14 protein-coding genes and 1 pseudogene are annotated in these 24,828 nt (G+C 73.2%); 11 read left to right on the forward strand and 4 right to left on the reverse strand.

Going from position 1 to position 24,828, the window contains the following annotated elements; all coding sequences use genetic code 11:
- Positions 1-2,015: pseudogene (locus K7C98_RS36780) on the reverse strand (hypothetical protein); the annotation flags it as partial.
- A gap of 347 nt (positions 2,016-2,362) precedes the next feature.
- On the opposite strand from K7C98_RS36780, the gene K7C98_RS36785 reads away from it, so the two are divergent.
- Both K7C98_RS36785 and K7C98_RS36790 read left to right on the forward strand, forming a co-directional pair.
- Positions 2,363-2,866 carry a PaaI family thioesterase gene (locus K7C98_RS36785; protein ID WP_224196557.1) on the forward strand — a complete coding sequence of 168 codons (504 nt, stop codon included), beginning with the start codon at positions 2,363-2,365 and terminating at the stop codon, positions 2,864-2,866.
- Positions 2,867-3,452: 586 nt separating this feature from the next.
- Positions 3,453-8,357 carry an AAA family ATPase gene (locus K7C98_RS36790; RefSeq protein ID WP_224196558.1) on the forward strand — a complete coding sequence of 1,635 codons (4,905 nt, stop codon included), beginning with the start codon at positions 3,453-3,455 and terminating at the stop codon, positions 8,355-8,357.
- 84 nt (positions 8,358-8,441) lie between these two features.
- Here K7C98_RS36790 and K7C98_RS36795 read toward each other — a convergent pair whose 3' ends face one another.
- Positions 8,442-9,581: a DNA topoisomerase IB gene (locus tag K7C98_RS36795; protein WP_224196559.1), complete on the reverse strand. Its 1,140-nt coding sequence runs from the start codon at positions 9,579-9,581 to the stop codon at positions 8,442-8,444.
- A gap of 928 nt (positions 9,582-10,509) precedes the next feature.
- Here K7C98_RS36795 and K7C98_RS36800 point away from each other — a divergent pair.
- The 3 genes from K7C98_RS36800 to K7C98_RS36810 are packed head-to-tail and all read left to right on the forward strand — an operon-like array spanning position 10,510 to position 13,100.
- Positions 10,510-11,532, forward strand: coding sequence for a D-alanine--D-alanine ligase family protein (locus K7C98_RS36800; RefSeq protein ID WP_224196560.1), 1,023 nt, complete (start codon positions 10,510-10,512; stop codon positions 11,530-11,532).
- Positions 11,533-11,570: 38 nt separating this feature from the next.
- Positions 11,571-12,617 carry a D-alanine--D-alanine ligase family protein gene (locus K7C98_RS36805; RefSeq protein ID WP_224196561.1) on the forward strand — a complete coding sequence of 349 codons (1,047 nt, stop codon included), beginning with the start codon at positions 11,571-11,573 and terminating at the stop codon, positions 12,615-12,617.
- Between the two features lie 9 nt (positions 12,618-12,626).
- Positions 12,627-13,100, forward strand: coding sequence for a hypothetical protein (locus K7C98_RS36810; protein ID WP_224196562.1), 474 nt, complete (start codon positions 12,627-12,629; stop codon positions 13,098-13,100).
- Between the two features lie 15 nt (positions 13,101-13,115).
- Here the strand turns inward: K7C98_RS36810 and K7C98_RS36815 are convergent, their stop codons facing one another.
- Positions 13,116-14,339 carry a GNAT family N-acetyltransferase gene (locus tag K7C98_RS36815; protein ID WP_224196563.1) on the reverse strand — a complete coding sequence of 408 codons (1,224 nt, stop codon included), beginning with the start codon at positions 14,337-14,339 and terminating at the stop codon, positions 13,116-13,118.
- Positions 14,340-14,521: 182 nt separating this feature from the next.
- On the opposite strand from K7C98_RS36815, the gene K7C98_RS36820 reads away from it, so the two are divergent.
- The 4 genes from K7C98_RS36820 (at position 14,522) to K7C98_RS36835 (ending at position 20,388) form a co-directional block, all read left to right on the forward strand.
- Complete coding sequence (locus K7C98_RS36820) at positions 14,522-15,919, forward strand: CotH kinase family protein (protein WP_224196564.1); 1,398 nt, start codon at positions 14,522-14,524, stop codon at positions 15,917-15,919.
- Positions 15,920-15,943: 24 nt separating this feature from the next.
- Positions 15,944-16,441 (forward strand): hypothetical protein, encoded by a 498-nt coding sequence (locus tag K7C98_RS36825; protein WP_224196565.1) that lies wholly within the window; start codon positions 15,944-15,946, stop codon positions 16,439-16,441.
- A gap of 460 nt (positions 16,442-16,901) precedes the next feature.
- On the forward strand, positions 16,902-18,134 hold the full coding sequence (locus K7C98_RS36830; protein WP_224196566.1) for a cytochrome P450: 1,233 nt from the start codon (positions 16,902-16,904) through the stop codon (positions 18,132-18,134).
- A 154-nt stretch (positions 18,135-18,288) separates the two neighbouring features.
- Complete coding sequence (locus tag K7C98_RS36835) at positions 18,289-20,388, forward strand: prolyl oligopeptidase family serine peptidase (RefSeq protein ID WP_224196567.1); 2,100 nt, start codon at positions 18,289-18,291, stop codon at positions 20,386-20,388.
- A gap of 22 nt (positions 20,389-20,410) precedes the next feature.
- Here the strand turns inward: K7C98_RS36835 and K7C98_RS36840 are convergent, their stop codons facing one another.
- Entirely contained in the window at positions 20,411-21,361 is a 951-nt protein-coding gene (locus K7C98_RS36840; protein WP_224196568.1) for a quinone oxidoreductase family protein, read from the reverse strand.
- 363 nt (positions 21,362-21,724) lie between these two features.
- Between K7C98_RS36840 and K7C98_RS36845 the strand changes: the two genes are divergently transcribed.
- Positions 21,725-22,573 (forward strand): ATP-grasp domain-containing protein, encoded by an 849-nt coding sequence (locus K7C98_RS36845; RefSeq protein WP_224196569.1) that lies wholly within the window; start codon positions 21,725-21,727, stop codon positions 22,571-22,573.
- 345 nt (positions 22,574-22,918) lie between these two features.
- Positions 22,919-24,826 carry an IgGFc-binding protein gene (locus K7C98_RS36850; protein ID WP_224196570.1) on the forward strand — a complete coding sequence of 636 codons (1,908 nt, stop codon included), beginning with the start codon at positions 22,919-22,921 and terminating at the stop codon, positions 24,824-24,826.
- The last annotated feature ends 2 nt before the right edge of the window (positions 24,827-24,828 follow it).

Below are 24,828 nucleotides of genomic sequence, written 5' to 3' on the forward strand. Positions count from 1 at the left end.
GGGACATGTCGTGAGAGACATGTGACTGCCGCGGCGCGCACGCGCGGATCGGGGTCGCGGAGGTGGCGGTGGAGGTGACGACGGATCTGCCGCCCCGGCAGCGAGGCGAGCGCGCGCAGCACGATGGCGCGGCTCTCGGGATCGAGCGGTCCGGCGTCGAGGTCGAGCAGCAGGTCGGCGAGCACGCGCGCGCCGGCGTCGGCCGCGTCGGCGGCGGCGAGCAGGCAGGCCGGGCGCACGGCCCCGCGGGCATGGAGACGTTCGCCGAGGCGGCGCACGGCCTGCAGGGCGAGCCCGGGGAGCTGCCGCTCGGCCTCGCTGGCGCGCAGGGGGCTCGGCTCGATCCGCAGGGGCTGGCCGTCGCGCTCGACCAACACGCCGGCGACGATCTCGGAGACGATCCGCGCCAGCAACTCGCGCGCGAGCGGCAGCTCGGCGGCCCCGCCGACGCGGCCGAGCCGCTCGAGCGCGCGGACGCTGACCGGCTCGGGCAGGCCGGCGAACAGCAGCTCGAGGTCGATGCGCGCCGGCGGGTGCTCGAGGTCGCGGAGGATCGCCGTGGGCAGCGCCGCGAAGTTCAGGCGCGCGCGCAGCCGGGCGCGCACGGGCGCGTCGGCGTCGACGAGGTGCCACAGCAGCGCGGCGGCCTCGCCCGCGACGTCGCACAGGTGCGGGCGCACGCCGGCCTCGTCGTGCAGCCCGAGGCCCTCGCTCAACGCGGCGATCGCCGCGGCGCCGCCGCGCCAGCGCAGCGCGGCGAGGCTGGCGGACGGCTCGAGTTCGAGGTGCGCGAGCACGACGGCCTCGCTGGTGTGGTCGCCGCGCGGGCCGAGCTCGCGGAGGATCTGCCGCCGCAGTGAACGATCGCCGGCGGCGGCCAGCAGCGCGTGCAGGCGCTGCGGCACCTCGTCGCTGTCGAGCGCGCACAGGAGGGGCAAGAGCCGCGGCCACCGCGGATCGTCGGCCGGCACCGCGGCGAGGCGGCGCAGCAGTGGTTTGCGCGCGGTGAAGCACAGCGCGGCCAGCTCCGCGAGGTCGAGCGTGTGATCGCCGGTCGCCAGCTCGAGCACCGCGGGCAGCTCGTCGTCGCCGACGAAGACGGCGCGGCGGTGCAGCGCGCGCAGGGCCTGCAGGCAGGCCGGGCCGAACAGCAGGAGGTCGCGGCAGGCGAGCGCGAGCCAGGCGGGCAGGGCGTCGCGCTCGCAGCCGGCCATGCCGCGGGCCAGGGCCTCGGCGCGCACCCGCGGGCCGGCGCTGTCGTCCTCGGCCAGCGCGCGGAGGTCGGCGCCGAGATCGCGGGCCGCGGCCACGCGCACCGCGGCGCACGCGACGTCCTCGTCGTCGTCGGCGAGCCGCGGCAGCAGCAGCCCGCGCGGGCAGGGGAAGGCGCAGGCCCACGGCTCGGCGAGCTCGCGCAGGGCGTCGCGGCGGAGCGCCGCATCGCCGCCGGCGAGCAAGGCGACGATCTGCTCGGCCGCCAGCGCCGGGGCGCACAGGCCCGCGTGCAGGCACTCGCGCAGCAGTCGCAGGCCCTCGCGCCGGACGTCGTCGCGCGGGTGACCGCACACGATCGGCAGCAGCGTCGCCGGATCGAGCAGCGCCGCGCCGGCGAGGCCGCGCAGGGCCGCGAGGTCGTGGGCGTCGGCCTCGCGCGCGGCGAAGCCGCCCGGCAGGGCCGCCAGCTCGAGCTGCAGCCAGGCGCGGGCGACCGCGGGCTCGGGGTCGACGGCGCGCCAGTCTGGGAGGACATGTTCTTCGCGCCATGTCCATAAGGTCCGGTACAGCGCCGCCAGGCGCAGATGCAGCGCCGGCGCGAGGCCGGCGAGCGAGGTCGGCAGCAGGGCGGCGAGCTCGGCCAGGGCCTCGGGCTCGCCGGTGGCGGTCAGGCGGGTCTGCAGGAGCAGCAGTCCGGCCGCGCGCGTCGCCGGGTCCGCGAGCGCGGCGCGCAGCCGCTCCGGTAGCGGCAAGGACTCGTCGGCGGGCTCGAACCTGACGTCGCGCGGGCTCGCGGTCACACGGGCATCGTCCCCGAGGTCGCGGCGGGGCGGAGGCCCGCCGCGCGTGAGCCGGCCCACGCGCGCCGCAGGAGATGTCCCCCAGGACAGGTGCAGAACCGCCGCGAGCCGCCCTCGAAGCGCGAGAGCGCACCGATCCCGCGGCGCGCCGGTGCACCTCGGCGATGAGCGGCGCGTCGGGCCGGGCTCGAGCGGCGGCTAAAGGAATGGATATGGCTGATAGAACATGTTTGAAAATGCATGGTGAATAGAACATGCGCGATGGGACATGCCCGCGATCGCCGCCGCGACCGCGCCGGCGCCGCGCGGCTTGCTGCGGCGGCGCGGGAGGGAGTAGGGTGGGAGCGATGACCGACGCAGGCCCGGCCCTCGCCGCCCTCGTCGCGGCCGGCAGCGACGCCGCCGCGGTGGTGGCGATCCTCAACGACCACCGCAGCGCGTTCGACCGCCTGATCGGCCTCCGGTTCACGCTGGCGAGCGCCGACGCGGTCGAGGCCGAGGTGCCCGTCACGCCGCAGCTGCTGCAGCCGTACGGGCTGGTCCACGGCGGCGTCTACGCGACGATCGTGGAGACGCTGGCGAGCTCGGGCGCGGCGCTGTGGGCGGCTGCACGCGGGCAATCGACGGTCGGGCTCGAGAATTCGACGTCGTTCCTGCAGGGCACGCGCGGCGGCACGCTGCGGGCCCGGGCCACGCCGCTGCAGCGCGGCCGTCGCACGCAGGTGTGGAGCGTCGAGATCCGCGACGACGACGGGCGCACGGTCAGCAGCGGCCGCGTGCGCATGCTGTGCCTCGACGGCGGAGCGACCGTCGCCGGCGAGTCGCTGGCCCTGCGCCGCGACGGCGAGTGAGTCATGCTGCGGCCCGGGTGATCCGGGCGTGAGCCGCAGCGCGGCCGGCGAGCCCGGCGTCGACGCAATCGCGGGTGCTGGATCTCATGCGGTCGCGAGCGCGGCGATCGGCGTGAGCCGTCGCGCGGCGGGCGAGCTCGGCGTCTCCGCATTCACGGCTGCCGGATCTCACGTCACCACGTATGCGACAAGTGCGTGCCCGCGGCACCGCGTGCGAGCTCGAAGCGACCTCGACGAGCGCCGCGACCGGAACGTGTTCTTTGCCGGCGACAAGCGAGTGTGTTCCGCCGAGGACGGCGCCCTCGCGGGCATATGCCACGAATGTGCGGTGGGATCGGGCGCGGCGGTAACCTCATGCATACCCCTGCGCGGGCGCATTCGCGGCCCGGGGTTCGCGCTCGCGGACGCGGTCCGCGAGACGCGCACGACGGCGGGCAGTCACCGCGTGGCGCTCGCTACATTCGCGACTCGTCACCGTCGATTCGCCCGGCGAGAGGGCGCTCTTGCGCTCGCTCGACCCTTGTAGGGATCGCGGCAATTGGCCGATGATCGCGCCGCGTTCGCCCACGCGTCGAAAGGATCGTCCTTGTCCACGACCCTGCTCGAGCTCGCTGCTCGCCCGCTCGCCCCGGAGCGCTCCGCCGTCCTGCTGCGCAGCGTCGCCGCCGCCGTACACGCGCTGCACCGCCGGGGTCGCGCCCATCGCCACCTCGCGCCGCGGTGGGTCCGGCTGGCCGGCGACGAGGTGAGCGAGCTCGACGGCGCGGACGAGGGCGCCGATTGGTTGGCCGCGCATCGCCCCGACGAGCTCGCCTACGCCGCGCCCGAATTGTTGCAGCCGACGCTGCACGCGGTCGACCACCGCGCCGACCTCTACTCGCTCGGCGCGCTGTTCTACGAGCTGCTGGTGGGCGTGCCGCCGTTCGCCGCGGTCGACCTGCTCGGCTGGACGCACGCCCATGTCGCCCAGGCCCCGCGCCCGCCGGTCGACGTGCGCCGCGCCGTGCCACCGCCGCTGTCCGACATCGCGCTGAAGCTGCTGGCGAAGTCGGCCGACGAGCGCTACCAGAGCGCGACGGGCCTGATCGCCGACCTCGACCGCTGGCTCGCGGCGGTCGGGCGCGGCGACGGCGACTCGCGGTTCTCGCTCGGCGAGCGCGACGTGCCCGAGCAGCTGCGGATCTCCCAGCGCCTCTACGGCCGCGACGCCGAGCTGCAGCTGCTCGAGGCGGCCAGCGAGCGCGTCGCCCACGGCGCGCCCGAGCTCGCGCTGGTGCGCGGGCCCTCGGGTATCGGCAAGTCGGCGCTCGTGCACGGGCTCGAGCGGCGACAGACCGGCCAGCGCGGCGTGTTCGTCGCCGGCAAGTTCGACCAGTACGACCGCGACATCCCGTACGCCACGCTGGTCAAGGCGTTCAGCGAGCTGGCGCGCCAGCTGCTCGCGGCCAGCGAGGAGCGGCTGACGGCCTGGCGTCAGCGCCTCCAGAGCGAGCTCGGCAACCTCGGTCAGCTCATCATCGACATCATCCCGCAGATGGAGCTCGTGATCGGGCCGCAGCCGCCGGTCCCGCCGCAGCCGCTGCTCGAGGCGCAGAACCGGTTCAACCGCGTGCTGCGCCAGTTCATCGGCGTGTTCGCCCAGCCCGACCAGCCGCTGATCTTGTTCCTCGACGATCTGCAGTGGGCCGACGCCGCCAGCATTCGCCTGCTGCAGCACATCCTCACCCACCCCGACGTGGAGCACGTGCTGGTCGTGTGCGCCTACCGCGACGGCGAGATCGGGCCGTCGCACCCGTGGACGGCCGCGCTGGCGGAGATCCAGAGCGCCGGCGTGCGCGTGAGCGACGTCGTGGTCGCCCCGCTGCCGCCGGTGCACGTCGCCTCGCTGCTGGTCGACACCCTGCGCTGCAGCCCCGAGGCGGCCGTCAGCCTGGGGAACCTGCTCCACGCCAAGACGGCCGGCAACCCGTTCTTCGTCGGTCAGTTCTTGACCATGCTGGCGAGCGAGGGCCTGCTGCACCTCGACCCCGAGCTCGCCGCGTGGCGCTGGGACCTCGCCGCGATCGAGGCCAAGGGCTACACCGACAACATCGTCGCGCTGATGCTCGAGCGCCTGCAGTCGCTGCCCGCGGCGGCCCAGCGGGCCCTCAGCCTGCTCGCCTGCGCCGGCGCCGAGATCGCCCCGGCGACCCTGGCCGCGCTGCTCGGCCGCGACGAGGCCGCGGTGCTGGCCGACCTCGCGCCCGCGCTGACCCACTCGCTGGTGGTCGCGCGCGGCGGGCAGCTGAAGTTCACCCACGACCGCGTGCAGCAGGCCGCCTACAGCCTCACGCCCGAGGCCGAGCGCGCCGGCGTGCACCTGCGGATCGGCCGCGAGCTGCGCGGGCCGCTCGCCAGCGACGTCGCGCCGGAGCGGCTGTTCGCGGTCGTCAATCACCTCAACGCCGCGGCCGCGCTGATCGCCGAGCCGGAGGCGCGCCTCGACCTCGCGCGCCTCGACGTCCAGGCCGGCCGGCGGGCCAAGCAGGCCAACGCCTACAGCTCGGCGCTCGTCTACTTGAAGGCGGCACTCGACCTGTTGCCCGCCGACGCCTGGGACGCGCACTTCCAGCTGACCTTCGACCTCCACCGCGACCTGTCCGAATGCGCATATCTGTGCAACGAGAACGACGTCGCCGAGCGGCTGTTCGACGCCGCCCTCTCGCACGCCCGTGACCCGCTCGAGCGCGCCGAGATCTTCGCGCTGAAGATCAGCCTCTATTACTCGGTCGGGCGCATGCAGGAGAGCATCGACGTCGGCATGCTGGCGCTGCGCGAGCTCGGCGTCGACATCCCGGCCACCTCGGAGGCGCGGCTGTCCGCGTTCGGGCCGATGATCGAGGCGGCGGTGGCGCGCTTCTCGGCGCTCGACATCGAGGCGCTCGAGCACGCGACCTCGGTCGCCGACCCGGCGCGCCGCGTCGCCGCGTCGGTGCTGGTCGGCCTTTTGCCGTCGAGCTTCTACCTCGACATCGTCCTGTTCTCGATCATCATCCTGCGCCTCGTCGAGCTGTCGCTGGTCCACGGCGAGACGCGCGACTCGGTGGTCGGCTACGCCTCGTTCGCGCTGCTGCTGGTGACCGTGCTCGGCGAGCACGACATGTCGGGGCGGATCGCCCGCATGACGCTGCGCCGGCTCGAGCACATCACCGACATGGGCGTGCACGCCAAGGTGCGCACGATCTACGGGTGGTTCACCGGGCCGTGGCACGAGCCGCTGCCGCAGATCCTGGCCCACCTGCGCGCCGGGCAGCAGGCCGGCATCGAGGCCGGCGACCTCTCGGCCTACGGCGCGTTCGCGCTGCTCGGCCAGGACACGCTGCTGCTGTGCCGCGGCGACAGCCTGAGCCAGGTCGAGGAGCAGTGGACGCGTCACCGCGCCAGCTACGTGCAGATGCAGCACGAGATCGCGGTGATGACCACCGAGGTCGTGCTGTCGCAGCTGCCGCGGCTGCGCGGCGCCCGGGTCGACGTCGACGACGCGGTCGAGCCGGGCCCGAAGGTCGTCGGCTCGGCGCTCGGCACCCACCACTATTTGCGCATGCAGCGGCTCTACCTGCTCGGCGACCTGCCCGGCGCGCTGCAGGCCGCGGAGCGGTTCGCCGCGACGAAGGGCAACGGTCTGCTCGGCACCTTCCTCGGCGCCGACGGCGACTTCTACGGCGCCCTCGTGGCCGCCGCGGTCGCCGACCGCGAGCCGATCCGCCGCGCCGAGATGCTCGAGCGCGTGCGCGTGCAGGCGGCCCTGAGCGAGCGGCTCGCCGCGCGCTGCCCGGCCAACTTCCGCGCCCGCGCCGAGCTGCTGGGCGCCGAGCTGCTGCGCCTCGAGGGTCGCAGCGCCGACGCCCTGCCGCGGCTCGAGGCGGCGGCCCGTGCGGCCGCGCAGGACTCGTTCCTCGCGATCGAGGCGATCGCCTGCGAGCGCGCCGGCGAGCTGGCGCGCGCGCTCGGGCTCGGCATCGCCGCGGTCGCCTACTTCGAGCGCGCGCGCGGCCTCTACGCCCGCTGGGGCGCGTCGGCCAAGCTCGCGCAGCTGGCCACGCGGGTGCCCGAGCTGGGGCCGATCACGCCGCCCGGCTCGCAGTGGCTGTCGGTCGACGCGCTCGCGGTGGTCAAGGCCACGCAGGCGCTGTCGGGCGAGCTGATGCAGGACAAGCTGCTCAGCAACCTCATGCACATCGTGCTCGAGCACGCCGGGGCGCAGAACGGCCACCTGCTGCTGCTCGAGCGCGAGCGCCTGGTCGTCGCCGCCGGCGCCCGCACCGGCGACCAGGGCGTCGAGGTCACGCTGCCGGAGCCGCGGCCGCAGGCCGGCGGCGACGGGCTCGCGCTGTCGATCGTGCAGTACGTCCGCCGCACGCGCGAGCAGGTGCTGCTGACCGACGCGCGCACGAGCCCGCTGTTCGCCGCCGACCCGCACCTCGCGCGCGGCCAGGTGCGCAGCGTGCTGTGCGTGCCGATCGTCCGCGGCGGCGGGCTCATCGGCGTGCTCTACCTCGAGAACAACTGGATGAGCGGCGCCTTCACCCCGCAGCGCACGGCCGTGCTCGAGCTGCTGCTGGCGCAGGCCGCGATCTCGCTGGCGGTGGCCTCGCTGTACGGCGACCTCGCCCGGGAGAACCGCGAGCGCAAGCAGGTCGAGCAGGGCCTGCGCGAGAGCGAGGACCGCATGCGCCAGCTCGTGGAGAGCGCCGGCGCGATCCCGTGGGAAGCCGACATCACGGTCGGCCGGATCACCTACATCGGCCCCCAGGTCGAGGCGCTGCTCGGCCACGGCGGCGAGCGCTTCACCGCCGACGCCACCTTCTTGCCCGGCATCACCCACGCGGACGATCGCGACGCGCTCGAGCTGCACCTCACCGGCAGCGGCGGCGAGGCGCGGGAGCTCGAGTTCCGCGTGCGCGCGCAGGGCGGCGAGGAGCTGTGGCTGCACAGCATCCGCGCGGCCCGGCAGGCCCGCGGCGAGGCCCACCTGCGGCGCGGCTTCTTCTTCGACGCCACCGCCCGCAAACGCACCGAGGCCAGCCTGCGCGACAAGCTCGAGATCATCGCCGCGCAGCAGGAGGCGATCCGCCAGCTCTCGACCCCGATCATCGAGGTGTGGGAGGGCGTGGTGCTGATGCCGCTGTTCGGCACGATCGACACCGGCCAGGCCATGCGCATGCAGGAGCTGCTGCTCGACGCGATCGGCCGCCTGCGCGCCCGCTTCGCCATCATCGACCTCACCGGCGTCGAGGTCGTCGACACCGGCACCGCCCAGCACATCATCGGCCTGGTCCGCGCCGTCCAGCTGCTCGGCGCCCGCGGGATCGTCGTCGGCGTCCGCCCCGACGTCGCCTCCTCGATCATCTCGCTCGGCGTCGAGCTCGGCCGGATCTCCACCCTGTCGACCCTGCGCGAGGCGCTGCTGGCCTGCATGCAGGCGGGGCTGCGGCGCAAGGCCGGGGCCTGAGCCGAAATGGCCTCGGGGGCATGACCTGGAGAGCATGCTTTGAAGGGCATGTTCCATGCGACATGTCCATTCGCGCAGCCATGATCACGCGGCCTGGCGCAGCGGCGGCGCGACCCGGCGGACCGGCCGGCGCCGGCGCTGCTTCAGCGAGGCGGCGAGGCGGGCCGGCAGCGTGCGCTCGCCGGCGGTCGCCTGCCACTGCAGCAGCAGGGCGACCGCGCGGCGCTCCTCGGCGCGCAGCGCCGTGTAGGCCCGGGGCCCGCGCGCGCCGGTCGGCAGCGGTACGCCCTCCTCGTAGGCCTCGAGCACGGACGGGTGGATGTAACACTTCTTGCATACGGTCGCGGTGTTGCCGAGGCAGTCGGCGACCCGCTCGATCGCCCGCGTGATCGCCTGCTTGCGCCGGCCCTTGTGCTCCGGCCGCGCCGCTCGCCACAGCTCCTCGGCCGCCAGCACCGTGCCGGCGAACGTGCGGAAGTCCTTGGCGCTGAACTCGCTGCCGGAGCACGCGCGCAGGTAGGCGTTGACGTCGGCCGAGCCGATCGCGTGGTGCTCGCCGGCGTGGTCGTAGAACTGGAACAGCTCCTGCCCGGGCACGTCGCGGCAGCTGCGGACGATCTTGGCCAGGCGGGCGTCGTCGAGGCCGACGCGGTGCAGCTTGCCGCCCTTGCCGCGGAAGCGGAACTCGAGGTGCGCGCCGTGGATCTTCACGTGGCGATCGAGCAGGGTGGTGAGCCCGTACGAATCGTTGGAGTGCGCGTACTCGGGGTTGCCGATCCGGATGTGCGTGGTGTCGAGCAGGCGCACCACCGCGGCGAGCACCTTGTCGCGGTCGAGCGCGGGGCGGCGGAGGTCGCGATCGACGCGGGCGCGGATCGCCGGCAGCGCGGCCGCGAACGCCAGCATGCGCTCGTACTTGGTGCTGTCGCGGACCTCTCGCCAGCGCGCGTGGTAGCGGTATTGCTTGCGGCCGCGGGCGTCGCGTCCGACGGCCTGGATGTGCCCGCGCGGGTCGGGGCAGATCCACACGTCGGTCCACGCCGGCGGGATCGCCAGCTTGCGGATCCGTGCCAGCTGCAGGTCGTCGCGCAGAGGTCGACCTCGCGGGTCGCTATAGGCGAAGCCCTTGCCGACGCGCCGGCGACGGATGCCGGCCTGGGCGTCGGTCACGTAGACGAGCCCGGCGTCGTCGGCGCAAGTCAGCGCATCGGGGGCGGCCGTCATGGTGTTTTCAGCGTAGTCGCCCCGCGGCCGCTGCTGGCTGTGGCGGCGTCGAGGCGACGATGCCGGCCGCTGCGGGAGCAGGGCGTCGCCTCGGGGGCCTGGTGGTCGCAATGTGCGCAGCGACCTCGTCCGCCGCCGCGTCTCATGGTTGTCCGGCGCCGGCGATCCGCGGCCGCGTCGCAGCGGTCCCGGGCGCCGGGTCCGCGACCGGATCTTCTCGAAGAGCCCTCGCCCCGGGAGCCTCCCGCCGGCACGGCGCGAATGGGACGAGCGACGGGCCGCCTGGGGAGAACTGGCGAGGCCGCTCGAGAGGGTCGGTGGCCGCACCTCTATATTAAGAAATTGTCGGCAGCGAGCCCCCGCGAGTCGGACCCGATCCTTCACGATCGGAGGGCGCCGTCGTCGTCGACTGGCGGTCGTGGACGTCCTGCGGGCGCCAGACCGCGTCGCCCCGCTGCCGGTCCGCGTCCGCCCGGCGGTCGTGCCGGCCGAGCTTAAGCGTCGATCTCCGGCTCGGCCCGGTGCCGCGATACCGCGGACCTCGCTCGGGCACATCCGTCGATTCGCGGGCGGAACAGCGTGCACGTCGGCCGCCGCGGTACCTACAATTGCAACAGCGCGCGCCCCGCCGAGAATGGTAAGACATGCGCGAACTCGCACCGGGATGCGCCGGCTCCTGCGTGACCTCCGGAAACCCGCGGTCATCCGGTGTCGCCCCGCGGCAGCGGGCGGCCTTGCGGTCTTGCAAAGTTTTTTCTTTCCACCGGCGGCGACTTGGCTATGGTTCTCGCCGCCGAGACGCCACATTGGAACCTCCGGGTGCATCGTCCGAGTTTTGTTCGCCTGCGGTCGCGGCCGCGGCGGTGGTAGGTCGTTCGTCCCGCCTGGCACAGGGCGTGGTTTCAGCGGAGGTCGTATGCGGCTCGGCTTGACCTTCAATCTCAAGCCCGAGCTCGGTCCGCAGCCCGGCGAGCCGATCGACCGCTTCGAGGAGTTCGACTCGGTGGAGACCGTCGACGCCATCGATCGCGCGCTGCGGGGCCTGGGGCACGAGGTCGAGCGGCTCGGCTGGGGCGCGGGGATGCTGGCCGCGCTCGAGGGGCGGGCGGCGGAGCGCCACATCGACGGCGTGTTCAACTTCGCCGAGGGCGTCGGCGGGCGCGGCCGCGAGTCCCAGATCCCGGCGGTGCTCGAGGTGCTGGGGATCCCCAACACCGGCTCGGGGCCGTTCTCGCTGGCGCTGGCGCTCGACAAGGGCGTCGCCAAGATCTTCGCCGCCGCCCACGGGATCCGCACCGCGCCGTTCCAGATCGTCGGCGCCGACGAGGCGCTCGGGGCGGTGGACCTGACCTATCCGCTGTTCGTCAAGCCGGTCGCCGAGGGCTCGTCGATGGGCATCCGCAAGAACTCGGTGTGCCGCGACGAGGCCGCCCTGCGCGAGCGGGTCGCCCAGCTGCAACGCGACTACCGCCAGGCGGTCCTGATCGAGGAGTTCCTGTCGGGCGACGAGTTCACCGTCGGCGTGATCGGCAACGGCGCCGCGGCCGAGGTGGTCGGCGTGATGCAGGTGACCCCGCGCGAGCCCGACGGCGAGGCGTTCGTCTACTCGCTCGAGGTCAAGCGCGACTACCTCAATCAGGTCCGCTACGTCATGGCCGACGAGCTGCTGCAGTCGGGGCGCCTCGACGCCGCCCGGCTCGACGCCATTCGCACGCTCGCGCTCGACGTCCACCGCGTGTTCGCCTGCCGCGACCTGTCGCGCATCGACATCCGCTGCGACCGGCGCGGCGACCCCAACTTCATCGAGGTCAACCCGCTGCCGGGGCTGCACCCGGTCAGCAGCGACCTCGTCATCATCGCCCGCGGTCACGGCTGGTCCTACGAGCAATTGATCGGCCGGATCATCGGCGCCGCCATCGCCCGCTGGTCCTGCCCCGAACACCCCCATTAGTCGCCTCGCATCCCTCGCATCCCTCGCTGGAGCCCCCCATGCGGATCGCCATCACCTATCACGTCGCGTCTCCCTCGCATCCGCACGGTCAGGCCGGGTCGTTCGGCGCCCACGAGCTGTCGGCGACCGCGCGCGACATCCACGCCGCGCTGGCGCCGGCGCACGACTGCACGCTGGTGCCGATCGGCGACTCGGTGCCCGCCGCGCTCGCCGCCGTCCGCGAGGTCGCGCCCGACGTCGTCTTCAACCTGTGCGAGGGGGCCGTCGGTCGCACCCGCTTCGAGGCCCACCTGTCGCTCGGCCTCGACATGCTGGGGATCCCCTGCTGCGGCTGCGATCCGGTCACGCTGGCGCTCTGCCAGGACAAGCCGTTCGTCAAGCAGTTCCTGCGCCAGACCGGCGTCGCCACCCCGTCCGGGTTCGCCGTCGCTCCGGGCTGCTCGGAAGGACATGTCCTGGAAGACATCCGCGAATTGCTGGCGCGCGCGGCCTCGGGCCGGGTGATCGTCAAGCCCGCGCGCGAGGGCGGCGGCGTCGGCATCGACGGCGACAGCGTGTGCGGCGAGGCCGAGGCCGCGCTGGCCCGGGCCCGCCTGGTGTGGGCGCGCCACCATCAGCCGGCGCTGATCGAGACCTTCATCGACGGCCCCGAATACAACCTCGCGCTCTACCACGCCGGCGCGCGCGGCCTCGTCGCCTTGCCGCCGGGGCAGATCGTGTTCGCGCCGACGCTGGTGCCCGAGCGCCGCGTGGTCGGCTGGACCGCCAAGTGGGACGTCGCCTCGCGCGAGGCCCAGGCCACCATCAGCCGGATCGTCCCCGACCTCGCGCCTGCGCTGCACGCCGAGCTCGTCGCCACGTGCACGCGGGCGGCCACGCTGCTCGGGATGACCGGCTATTGCCGCTTCGACCTGCGCCTCGCCGCCGACGTGGTCCAGATCGTCGACGTCAACGCCAACCCCGACCTCGGCCCGGGCTCGGGCTTCCGCACGGCGCTGGCGGCCGTCGGCATTCCGTTCAGCGAGTTCCTCGGCGAGCTGATCGCCGCCCGGATCCCCGCGGCGCGCCTGGCCCCGGCCGCGTAATTGCTCGCCATGCTGTTCGTGAGCGCGGTCCAGCACAGGCGTCGGCTGAAGGCGACCGATCACGGGCGGTCGGAGGGCTGGGACGTCCTGCTCGCGGACCGCGTGGTCGCGTACCTCGACGATCCACGCTTCGAGGACATGTTCTGGATCAGCTATCGCGTCACGCCGCTCACCGACGACGCCGACCTGGCGGCGCGATTGCTGACGCCGGAGTACTGGCGCTCGGACGAGGGGTGCACGCTGACCTTTCGCAGCCGCGCGCTCGGGGTGTTCGCCCCCAACGCGTTCGCTTCGCTCGGCATGGATGCGCCGGGCCGCGTGGCGATGCGCGCGCTCTACATCACTCCCGAGGTCCTGGCCGCGGCGCCGGGGCCCGCGACCCCGTCGCCCGACGAGACGCTGACCGAGCCGCGCCCTCGAGGCTGGTTCGCCCGTGCATTGCGCGGACTCCGGCGCTGCTTCGGCGGCTCACGGTCGCGGTAGAACTGAGGCACGCGGTCAGGTGCGCGCGAGCACCGGGAAGCGGTCGGGCAGCGCGGGCATGGTCAGGCCGCGCACGAACAGGTAGGCGTCGGCCTCCACCTCGACGGGCTGGGCCTGCGGCCACCACAGGTCGGGGGTGAAACCGAAGCGCAGCGCCCGGATCGGCCGATCGATCAGGCGCGGCAATTGTTCGCGCAGGTCGAACGGCGCGCGCGCGACGATGTCGTCGATGTGCAGGACGTCGCCCTCGATCCTGGCGAACACCCAGGCGTCCTCGCTCAACGCGCGCAGCGGGCTGGCGTAACCGTTGGCGGCGTACCAGGTGGCGATCGAGCCGTAGTCGCGCGCGCCGAAGCGGTCGCTGATCGGCGCAGCGCCGGCGGCCAGGGCCCGGAAGCTCGCTCGCCGGGCCGGATCGGCGAGGTCGACGACGGGCGCGGGAGCGGGGCCCGGGGCGGCGCCGTGCTCGGCTTTGAAGACGTGTTGCGGTCGCGGCGCGAAGCCGAAGCGCGGGTAGAATTGGAGCACCGTCTCGTTGGCGAACAGCAGCACCGGAGCATCGCCGCAATGCGCGAGAGCGGCGGTCATCGTCGCGCGCGCGAGGCCGCGGCCGCGACGCCCGGGCAGGCAGCCGACCGCGCCGAGTTGATAGCCGATGATGTCCCGGCCCTGCACGCGCAGGCGCATGCGGCTGACCGAGGTATTGGCGATCACGCGGCCGTCCTCGACCACCGCGAACGCGCGGTAGTCGTCGCTCCATTCGCCCCACTCGCACCAGCGGCGGAAATCGATCCCGGGGAAGACTTCGGCGATGTACTCACAATACGCGGCCTGCAAGCGCGAGCTGCGCTGGTCGATCATGGCAGGCCGGGCGGGCACGGGCAGAGATTGTGCCGGGACCCCTCGTCGATCAAGCTCATCGTCGGCCGGTTGGTGAAGCCTCACTCCGACGAGGCGGCCGCGAGCGGCTGCGCGGCCGTCCGAGCCACCCTCGCCGAGCGCCTGTGCGAGCGCCTCGGCCACGATCGCCGCCGCCAGCGCCTCGTCGAGCTCACCGTCCTCGAGGGCGCGGCGCACCACCAGAACCAGCGCGTCGATGTGCAGGCCGCTCCCCGGCCGGGCGGGCCTCGTTGTGCGCGAACGGACCGGGGCCCGTCCATCCAGGGAGAGCGGGGCGCGACCGATCCGGCCGCGGACGAGCGCCGGCCTACATGCAGCCGCCTCGGGCCACGCTCGCATGGATCGCCCACATCTCGACCACATGTTCTCACAGCGCAAGCCCCGGGCGGCTTCGCACTCATCACATTTGCCGGATCAATCATCGCACCACGCCCTCCGAGCGAACCCGCGTTCCGGCCCGACCGCGAGCCGGCGTGACGACGCTCCCTTGTCGCGCCCGGACAGTTGTACAGCCTGAGCGCATGCGTCGTGCATCCGCTCTCCCCGTGTTCGTGATAATCGCAGCTTGTACCACACAGGAGCCCCAATCGAGCGCTACCGACAGCGACGCCGCGACGACCTCCGGCGCCGAATCGACCGGCGGCACCACCATCGAGGACGCGACGGCCGGCGCCGCCACCCTCCCGACCGGGGGTACCTCGACCGGCGACGACGGCACCACCGGCGACCACCCTGTGAGCACCGGCACCGGCGCCCCGGACCCGACCACCGGCGGCGAGGATGTGTGGCAGCCGAAGGCGTGCCCGCGGATCTACGGCCAGGAGCTGTTCCCGACCTTCGAGCTCGAGATCGCCGCGGACGAGCTGGCGGAGATCGAGCACGAGTTCGCGGTCGCCGACGACAACAACCTCGAGGAGCACCCGCTGCTCGCGTTCAAGGTCGAGGACACCGTGATCACCGACGCCTCGGTGCGGCTGCGCGGCAACTCCGATCACTGGCCCGACGCGAAGAAGATGCAGTTCGAGGTCTCGTTCAACACCTACGACAAGAAGGGCCGGTTCGAGGGGCTCAAGCACGTGCTGTTCGACGCCGCCGAGTACAACCGCAGCTTCCTGCGCGACCGCCTGGCGCTGGCGATCCTGCGCGACGCCGGGATCGCCGCGCCGTGCGCCAACAACGCCCGCGTCGTGCTCAACGGCACCTACTACGGCCTCTTTACCAGCATCGAGAAGGTCGACAGCGAGTTCCTCGAGCGCAACTTCGAGGACAGCAGCGGCAACCTGTACAAGCGCGGCGGCGGCGGCTCGGGCTGGAAGAAGAAGACCAACGAGGAGGACCCGAGCGAGGCCGACGTCGAGCGGCTCAACGACGCGGAGACCGTCGACGACCTGCTCGCGGTGATGAACCTCGAGCAGGCGCTGCGCGAGTGGGCGGCCGAGGCCGTGATCCCGGACCGCGACGGCGCGTGGGGCGGGGGGCTCAATCAGTACGTCTACAACGACCCGAAGACCGGCTTCGTCGTGATCCCGTGGGACCTCGACGACACCTTCACGCGGCTCGAGCCCGACACCGACCCGTACACCTACATCAAGGAGGGCGACCACGGCCGGCCCTTCTACGACATCGCCACCGCCGACCCGGAGTGGTTCCGCAAGTACGTCGACGCGATCGCGTCCGCCGTGCAGACCGCCTACGACCCCGATGTCCTGCAGGAGCGGATCGACATTTGGGCCGCGCAGATCGCCGACGCGGCGGCCGAGGACCTGAACAAGCCGTTTTCGCTCGAGAAGCACCTCGACCAGATCGAGGACATGCGCGAGTTCGTGGCCGAGCGCCGGCTGTTCCTCGACGACTGGCTCGCCTGCTGGCGCGCCGGCGGGGTCGACGCGGATCACGACGGCCAGTGCGACGGCGCGTGAGCCCGGTTATGCTCGGCCGCGGCGATGGCGAGGCGGCGCGACGAGCAGGCGAATGCGGCGGTCGTCGCGGGCGCGCTCGCGCTGGTGCGCCCGGGGCTGACCGGCTTCGGCGGCAGCCACGATCCGCGCTGGAACCTCGCCTCGTTCCGCGCGGCCTGCCACGCGATGGCGCGCGCGGTCCCCCGCACCGCGCTCGGCGAGTGCGAGGGCCCGCACCAGTCCGCCGAGTACTACCGCGCCCGCGTCGATCACGAGGGCACGCCGCTGTGGCTGCTGCTCAACGCCGCCCAGCCGGTGCTGGCATTCGCGCGATGGGATCAGCGGCTCGACTATCGCTTCGTCGACGCGCCGCTGCTGGCGGCCGCGTTCCACGGCCCGCACGAGCTCGCCACCGCGGCCCAGCTCGAGACGCGGCTCGCGCCGCAGGACTGGGCGACGCGCCTCCACGGCCAGGAGCTGGCGCAGGCGCGGCACTGGCGGCCCGAGCGCGTCGGCGACCTCGTGTTCGGCTGCTGGGACTGAACGGCTCGCCAAACGGAGCGGTCACGCGTGTGCCGCGAGGTGGTCGGCGAAGCGAGTCGAGCCAGCCATGCCGACAACGTAACCGGTGTGCGCGCGCCTGGTGACCCTTCGTTTGGGGGCGAGCGGCCGCAGCAGCGAACGGCCAATCTGTCTTTCGAGACATGTGATTGTCTCGCCGATCGCGCGTGATGGATCTCCGGGGCGATGTCGTGGCGATCAATCACCACAGTTCTCCGCGCCCGCGATTGAGGTGTTCACCGCGGTCGCGCCGCACATCGGGCGCGGACGGTCGGGGAGGGTCGGGACGCATTGGACGGCCGAGCTCCGGGGCTCGTCCGCGCGCAGCGGCTGCCGCGCGCGCGCAGCGGAGCGGCGCTGCGCGCATGCGCGTGCGGTCTCCTGCGTGGCGCGCCGCAGGCTCGCTCTGTCGAGTCCTGCGGGGATGTGCTACGTCGGGCCAATGCTGGAAACAAGCGGCCCGTCCGAGTTGAAGTTCGATCCCTTCGACCCCGCGTTCGTCGAGGATCCCTATCCCACGTACCGTCGATTCCGCGAGCAGGCGCCGATCTACGCGTGGGAGCAGGTCAAGGGGCACGTCGTGTTCCGCTATCGCGACGTCATGGCGCTGATCCGCGATCCGCGGCTCGTCACCGATGGCACGCTGGGGTCAGGCTTCCCGGACGAGCTGCGGGCGGCCTATCCCGACTACGTGGCGATCCGCGAGAACGACCTGTTCATGATGCCGCCGTCGGCGCACGCGCGGGTGCGCAAGCTGGTCACGCCGCTGTTCGGGCCGCGCAACCTCGAGGCGCATCGCCCGCGGGTCACGCAGATCATCACCGACGTGCTCGCCGCGCTGCCGGAAGACGGCGTGATCAACGTGTTCCGCGACTTCGCCCAGACCTATCCGGTGCGCGTGATCGCGGCGATGCTCAACATCCCGTCGGGGTCGGAGCCGGAGTTCCTCGCGTTCGCCGACGCGCTGATCGCCACCATCTTCCCCGGCCTGCCGCCCGAGCAGTTCGCCGGGTACATGCCGGCGGTCTCGCGCGGGCTCGACATCGTGCGGGCGTGCATCGCCGACCGGCGTGAGCGGCCGATGGCCGACGACCTGATGACGCACCTCATCAGCGCCTGCGACGACGCCGATCGCCTGAACGACGCCGAGCTGCTGTCGCTCGTCGGCGGCCTCATCATCGGCGGCTCCGACACGACGGTGCACCTCACGACCTACACGATCCTCGAGCTGCTGCGTCACCCCGACCAGCTGGCGCTGCTGCGCGCCGATCCGTCGCTGGCCCGGCTCGCGCTCGACGAGACGCTCCGCTACAACGCGTTCGGCCGCGGCGGCGGGCTCGCCCGCTTCGTCGATCAGCCGTTCACGTTCGAGGGCGTCGAGTTCCACCGCGGTCAGCCCGTGTTCCTCAACACGCCGTCGGCCTTCCGCGACCCCGAGTTCGTGTCCGACCCCGACGTCTACGACATCCGCCGGCGCACCAATTCGAGCCCGTGGTTCGGCCACGGCCCGCACTTCTGCCTCGGCGCCTCGCTCGCGCGGCTCGAGGCCGAGACGGCGCTGCAGCAGTTCCTGGCCCGCTATCCCACGATCGAGCTGGTGAGCAAGCCGGTCTACGGCAATCACCCGATCTTCCGCGACATCCTCGACCTGCCGGTGCGAGTGTCGACGAAGTGAAGGCTCGCGCGCGCGCGGCCCGGTGAGCGCGCGGGCGGAGCCGGCGCGCTGACGAAACCGGGTTCGATCGACCTGCAGGGCGCGCAGGCCCCCGACGGGCTCCGCTGTCCGCAGCGCGCTGGACAGCGGGGCTGACCCGGGGGATCGTCACGGCATGCTCCGCGTCGCCGCGCTCGCCCTCGGCCTCGCTGCCGCGCCACCGGTCGCCCGCACGGTCGACGAGGTCGTCGTCACCTTGCACGGCGAGCCGCACCGCGACGAGTACGCGTGGCTCAAGGCCGGGCCCGACGACCCGGCCGTGCGCGCTCACCTCGCGGCCGAGAACCGCCACGCCGAGGCCCTGCTGCGCCCGCAGCGGGCGCTCATGCGCGCGCTCGAGCGCGAGATCGAGGCCATCGCCTACGTCGACGACGAGTCCGCCCCGGTGCGCCGCGGCGAATGGCTGTACTGGACCCGCCAGCGCCGCCAGGACGAGCACCCGGTGTATCTCCGCCGCCGCGTCGGCGCCGCGAACGATCGGCCGCCGCAGGTGGTCCTCGATCTGCAGCGACTCGCCCGTGGCCGCGATTTCCTCGACCTCGGCGTCTTCGAGGTCTCGAGCGACGGCCGCGCGCTCGCCTATTCGCTCGACGAGGTCGGCGGCGAGAACTACACGCTCTTCATCAAAAACTTGGAGACGGGGGTGGAGCGGCCCGAGCGGATCGATCGGGTCACCTCCGCGGCGTGGAGCGCCGACGGGCGCGAGCTCGTCTACACCGTGCGCGACGACACCTACCGCTCGTTCGCCCTGCGCGCCCGCACTCTCGGCGGCGACGATCGCCTGATCTTCGAGGAGACCGATCCGCGGTTCGACATCCACGTCGAGCGCAGCCGCTCCGGCGAGTGGCTGATCGCCCGCAGCAGCTCGGCCACCTCCAGCGAGGTCCGGGTCGCTCGCGCCGCCACGCCGGCCGGGCCGTGGACGGTGGTCGCCTACCGCCTGCCCGGACACCTCTACGACGTCGACCACGCGGGCGACGAGTTTTATATCCGCAGCAACCGCGGGGCCCCGCACTTTCGCGTGGTCGCGGCGCCCGAGAACGACCCCAGGCCCGCGCTCTGGCGCGAGGTCGTCGGCGAGCGGACCGGCGTCGCCCTGGCCCACCTCGACGCCTTCGACAGCCACCTGGTCCTGCTGCAGCGCGAGGGCGGCTTCCCGCGCCTGGTGTTCGTCGACCGGGCCACCGGCGCGACCGTGCGCGCCGGCCAGGCCGAGCGCAGCCGCGGCCTGTCCCCGCGGACAGGCGAGATCGTCGACATCAGCCCCGGCGACAACCCCGATCCTGCCGCCACGCACTACCGCGTGCACCTCACCACGGTGCACGCGCCGGACGACACCGTCGACCTCGCGTTCGCCGACGGCTCGGAGACGCTGGTCCACAGCCGGCCGCCGCCGACCGCGTGCGGGCTCAAGGCCGGCGCGTTCGCGTCGGCGCAGGCGAGCGACGGCACCGAGATCCTCTACATGTATTTCGCCGGCACCGGGCCTCACGACGGCCCGCGGCCGATCCTGCTCGAGGCCTACGGATCGTACGGCTTCGCCTGGGACCCCGACTTCGACGCCGCGCGCTGCACTCTGATGAATCGCGGGGTCGACTTCGTGATCGCCTGGGTGCGCGGCGGGGGCGAGCTCGGCGAGCCGTGGCACGAGGCCGGGCGCCGGCGCCTCCGTGACAACGCGGTCGACGACCTGCTCGCGGTCGCGGCCGACCTGATCGACCGCGGCTACACCACCCGCGACATGCTGGCGGTCGCCGGTGACAGCGCCGGCGGGGCGCTGGTGGCCTCGGCGCTCAATCGCCGCCCGGAGCTGTTCCGGGCCGCGGTCCTGCGCGTGCCGTTCCTCGACGCCGTGGGCACGATGGCCGACCCGAGCGCGCCGCTGACCACCACCGAATACGAGGAGTGGGGCGACCCGGCGGTGCGCGCCGACTACGACGCGATCCGCGGCTGGTGCCCCTACGCCAACCTCGGTCCGCGCGCCTATCCGGCCCTGCTGGTCGAATCGTCGCTGGCCGACGCCCGCGTCGCCTACCACGAGCAGGCCCGCTACGTCGCCCGCCTGCGCCGCCTGGCCAGCGGCGGCGGCCCGACGCTGCTGCGCACCGAGACCCACGCCGGCCACGCGGGGCCCAGCAGCCGCCGCGCGTGGCTGCACGGCCGCGCCTTCGAGGCCGCGTTCTTGCTGGCCCAGCTCGGCCGCGCCGGGCGGTGACAGGCTCGCCGGGGCCCGGGTGTCACGCGCTGAAGTCGAGCACCAGCCGACCGCGGACGCCCCCGGCTTCGAGCAATCGATGCGCCTCCGCGGCCTCCGCGGCCGGGAGCACCCTGGCCACGCGCAGGCTCAGCTGGCCGTCCTCGGCTTGCTGGCGCAGGCGCTCGAGCTTCGCGGTGTCGGTGAGCGCCGTGCCGACGAACACCGGGTGCACGACGACGCCGCGCTCCGTCGGACCGCTCCATCCGCGCACTGTCACGATCCCGCCGCCGTCGCGGATCGCCGGCAAGATCTGCTCGTGCAACATGGCCGCGTCGATCACGACATCGACCCCTTGCGGGGCGACCTCGCGGATCCGTCGGGCCAGGTCGTCGCCCCGCTCGAGGATGACATCGGCCCCGAGTCGCTCGACGAGCGCGTGATCGGCCGGCGAGGCGTCGGCGATCACGCGCAGGCCGTCGGCCTTGGCCAGCTCGATCGCGTAGCCGCCGACCGCCCCGGCCGCGCCCGTGACGGCCACGGTCTGACCGGGCTGCAGGCCGAACGCGTCGAGCCCCAGCCGCACCGTGAGCGCGTTCATCAGCAGCGTCGACGCGGCCGCCAGGCTGCTCCCCGCGGGCGCGCGGACGACCGAGGCCGCGGGGGCCACGATCTGCTCGGCGTACGCGCCCTTGTGCGGACCGTAGGGCGTGACGACGGCGACGACCTCGTCCCCGACCTTCAGCCGGCCGTCGCCGCCCGGCCCGACCGCGTCGATGACCCCGGCCGCGTCCATCCCGGGGATGTACGGCGGCGGCGGCAGCTGCGGCGCCAACCGCTTGATCTCTCCGGAGCGCAGCAACACGTCGGTCGGATTGACCGCGGCCGCATGCACGCGGATCCGGACCTCGCCCGCGCCGGGCCGCGGCTCCGGCAGCTCGACGACCTTCAGGACCTCCGGTCCACCAAACTCTTCGACGATGATGGCTCGCATGCGAAAGTTCATAGTCCGCCGCTCAGGTCTCGACAAGGCTCGCGCCTGAACGACTCGCGGATGGCCTGTCCGCACGCATTGATTCTCACGCTTCGAGTCGACGACGTCCGACGTACCGATACGCGCTCGGCACACGATGCTCCGGCGCCGCCGGACTCATCGACAGAATCGGCCGGCGACGGCTACCGGCTGTGACCGCGCACGTCTCCACCGAAGTGGCGGCGCTCGACGGCGACGGGCCGGTCGCGCGCCGGCCCGCCGGTCCCGCCGCGCGTGGCGGACGAAGCATGTGCCGGCAATGCGAGCTCCTCGACAGCGATCGCGGCGCCGACCGGACGCGCTCTCGGTTATGCTCCGCCGGTCATGCGCGTCGCCCTCGCCACCTGCGTCATCAAGCCCGAGCCCGACCCCGACGAGGCGCTGCTGGTCGCCGCCCTCACCGAGGCCGGCGTCGAGCCGCGGGTGCTGGCCTGGGACGATCCGGCGGCCGCCTGGCACGAGGCCGGGCTGTGCGTGATCCGCTCGACCTGGAATTATCCGCACCGCCCCGACGACTTCCTGGCGTGGGCGCGGCGGGTCGCCGGCGTCACGCGAATGTACAATCCGCTGGCGATCGTCGCCGGCAACTATCACAAGAGTTATCTGCGCGGGCTGGCCGATCGCGGCGTCCCCGTGGTCGACACGGTCCACGTCGCGCGCGGCGCGGCGCCCGAGCTGGCGCAGATCCTCGACGAGCGCGGCTGGGATCGCGCGGTCGTCAAGCCGGCCGTCTCGGCCGCGTCGCTGGGCACGTGGCGCCTCGAGCGCGCCGAGGCGGACGCCTGCCAGCAGCGCTTCGCCGAGGACGTGGCTCGCCGGGACACGATGGTGCAGCCGTACATGCGCGCGGTCGAGGGGCCGGGCGAGCGCGCGCTGATCTGGATCGACGGCGCGCTCACCCACGCGATCCGCAAGACGGCGCGGTTCGTCGGCGAGCGCGAGCAGGTCTCGCCCGCCGTCCCGATCGCCGGCGACGAGCGGCGCCTCGCCGAGGTCGCGCTGGCGCCGATCGCCGACCAGCTGCTCTACGCGCGCGTCGACGTGGTCCGCGACGACGACGGCGCGCCGCGGATCATGGAGCTCGAGCTCATCGAGCCCTCGCTCTACCTCGCGGAGCACCCGCCCGCGCTGGCGCGGCTGGTCGCGGCGATCGTCGCCCGGTCGCGCGGGTGAGCCGGCGGGGCGGCGAGAGATGGCGCCAAAGACATGTCTTGTGTGACATGATCGATGAAGCATGTACACGCGGCGGCCCGGCGCAGCTCGTGTTGAAGACATGTCTCATGAGACATGTGTAATGAGACATGTCATCGCGGCGGCCGCGCGGAGCGGTGCGCGGGCGGTTGCGCAGGACATCGGCGTGAATCGGCCTCCGGGCGCCCCGGCGAGGGGCGCGGGGACGAGCGGGCCCGGGCGTTCGCGCGCGGCCGTGACCCGTGCGTCCGCCGCGATCGCGCCGTTTCGCCGGCCCGCCGATGCCGGCCCTTGACCGTGCGCGCGAGCGCAAGGTACCTGCATGCGATGAATCGCGGGAGTGTCGCAATCCTCGGTGTCTCTGCGCTCGTCGTCCTCGCCTGCGGCGACGACGGACGGCCGGCCGACAGCACCGCGAGCAGCGCGCCGGGCACCTCGACCGCGACGATCCCGACCGGCACCACCGACGGCGACGCGAGCAGCGCGACCGCGCCGACCGGCAGCGACGCCACGTCGACGCCGACCACCACCACCGGCAGCACCGATTCGGGTCCGCTGTTCGACCTCGGCCAGGGGCTCGACGTGGCGAAGGCGCTGCAGTGCAGCGCCGACCTGCACGCGGTCGTCGACACGAGCGGGCAGGTCGTCGAGCAGTGCGCGGCCGACCAGGGCTGCGCCGACGCCGAGTGCGTGCCCGCCTGCGACGCGGCGGCCGCCAGCAAGGCCAACTTCGGCTGCGAATTCCAGGTGCCGACGCCGCCGACCTCGCCGTACTTGCCGACGCCGCCGTGCTTCGCCGCGTTCCTCACCAACAGCTGGGGGCATCCGGCCAAGATCGAGGTCACGCGCGACGGCGTCGCGTTCGACCTCGGCGCGTTCGCTCGCGTCGTCACGCCGGGGCAGGCGCCGGAGGACTGGTCGCCGGTCGCGGCCGCCGGCCTCGGGCCCGGCGAGGTCGCGGTGCTGTTCCTCTCGAGTCACCCCAATGCGATCCACCCCGAGACCATGCAGAACCTCAATTGCCCGGTGCCCGACGCCGCCGGCGCGGCGACCCAGGTCGACGCCTCCGGCCGCGGTCTCAGCTTTCACGTCACCTCCGACATCCCGCTGACCGCCTACGACATGGCCCCGTTCGGCGGCGCGTTCTCGTACATCCCGAGCGCCGAATTGCTGTTCCCGACCAGCGCGTGGGGCACCAACTATGTGGCCGTGATGCCGCCCGTGGGCACGCACGTGCCGCCGGGGCCGCTGTGGCTGCAGGTGGTCGGCGCCGTCGACGGCACGAACGTGGAGATCCGTCCGACCGCCGACCTCGAGGCCGGGCCCGACATCGAGGCGGCGCCGGCCGGGGTGGTCCAGGCATTCACGGTCGACGCCGGCGAGTATGTGCAATGGGAGGTCGCCGCCGGGGCGGGCGACGCGTCGGGCACGCTGATCCTCAGCGACAAGCCGGTCGCGCTGCACACCGGCAACCGCTTCTTGCGCCTGCAGCCGATGATGGCCCCCGGCGGCGAGGCGACGCACCAGCAGAACCACTCGGTCACCGCGCTGGGCTATGAATACGTGGCCGCCGCCTACGAGACGCGCCGGGCCGACCTGGCGCCGGAGGCGATCGAGTACCGGGTGGTCGGCGCGGTCGACGGCACGGCGCTGAGCTACGACCCGCCGGTCCCGGGCGCCCCGGCCGCGCTGGCGCAGGGTCAGGTGGTCGACTTCGCGGCCACCGGCTCGTTCCAGATCCGCAGCCAGGACCCCGAGCACCCGTTCGTGCTGTCGCAGGTGATGGACACCTGCAACATCCCCGGCGGCACCCGCCCCGGCGCGACGGCGATGGGGTTCATGCAATTGCTCGGCGACGAGGAGTGGGTGATCCTGCTGCCGCCGGCGCAGTTCCTGCAGGAATACATCTTCTTCACCGACCCGTCGTACGCGACCACCAACCTGGTGATCACGCGCGTCGACGACGGCGACGGCTTCCACGACGTCACCGTCGATTGCCTGGGCACGGTCGGCGGCTGGCAGCCGGTCGGCGGCGATGGCCGCTTCGAGGTCGCCACCGTCGATCTGATCCGCGCCGACGTCGGCGTGAACGGCTGCACCAACGGACAGCACACCGCCGGGAGCGACGGCAAGTTCGGCCTCGTGGTCTGGGGCCTCGACAGCTATTCGTCGTACGCCTATCCGGCCGGCGGCAACGCGATCGCGCTGACCGACCTGGTGATCCCGCCGGGCTGAGC

The organism is Nannocystis pusilla, from assembly GCF_020073745.1.
Classification (GTDB): Bacteria; Myxococcota_A; Polyangia; order Nannocystales; family Nannocystaceae; genus Nannocystis; species Nannocystis radixulma.

Bases quoted from the DNA above. Each gene is read 5' to 3' on its own strand.
- K7C98_RS36785 (WP_224196557.1), top strand. From the start codon at position 2,363: ATGACCGACGCAGGCCCGGCCCTCGCCGCCCTCGTCGCGGCCGGCAGC.
- K7C98_RS36795 (WP_224196559.1), bottom strand. From the start codon at position 9,581: ATGACGGCCGCCCCCGATGCGCTGACTTGCGCCGACGACGCCGGGCTC.
- K7C98_RS36805 (WP_224196561.1), top strand. From the start codon at position 11,571: ATGCGGATCGCCATCACCTATCACGTCGCGTCTCCCTCGCATCCGCAC.
- K7C98_RS36810 (WP_224196562.1), top strand. From the start codon at position 12,627: ATGCTGTTCGTGAGCGCGGTCCAGCACAGGCGTCGGCTGAAGGCGACC.
- K7C98_RS36815 (WP_224196563.1), bottom strand. From the start codon at position 14,339: ATGCGAGCGTGGCCCGAGGCGGCTGCATGTAGGCCGGCGCTCGTCCGC.
- K7C98_RS36820 (WP_224196564.1), top strand. From the start codon at position 14,522: ATGCGTCGTGCATCCGCTCTCCCCGTGTTCGTGATAATCGCAGCTTGT.
- K7C98_RS36825 (WP_224196565.1), top strand. From the start codon at position 15,944: ATGGCGAGGCGGCGCGACGAGCAGGCGAATGCGGCGGTCGTCGCGGGC.
- K7C98_RS36830 (WP_224196566.1), top strand. From the start codon at position 16,902: ATGCTGGAAACAAGCGGCCCGTCCGAGTTGAAGTTCGATCCCTTCGAC.
- K7C98_RS36835 (WP_224196567.1), top strand. From the start codon at position 18,289: ATGCTCCGCGTCGCCGCGCTCGCCCTCGGCCTCGCTGCCGCGCCACCG.
- K7C98_RS36840 (WP_224196568.1), bottom strand. From the start codon at position 21,361: ATGCGAGCCATCATCGTCGAAGAGTTTGGTGGACCGGAGGTCCTGAAG.
- K7C98_RS36845 (WP_224196569.1), top strand. From the start codon at position 21,725: ATGCGCGTCGCCCTCGCCACCTGCGTCATCAAGCCCGAGCCCGACCCC.
- K7C98_RS36850 (WP_224196570.1), top strand. From the start codon at position 22,919: ATGAATCGCGGGAGTGTCGCAATCCTCGGTGTCTCTGCGCTCGTCGTC.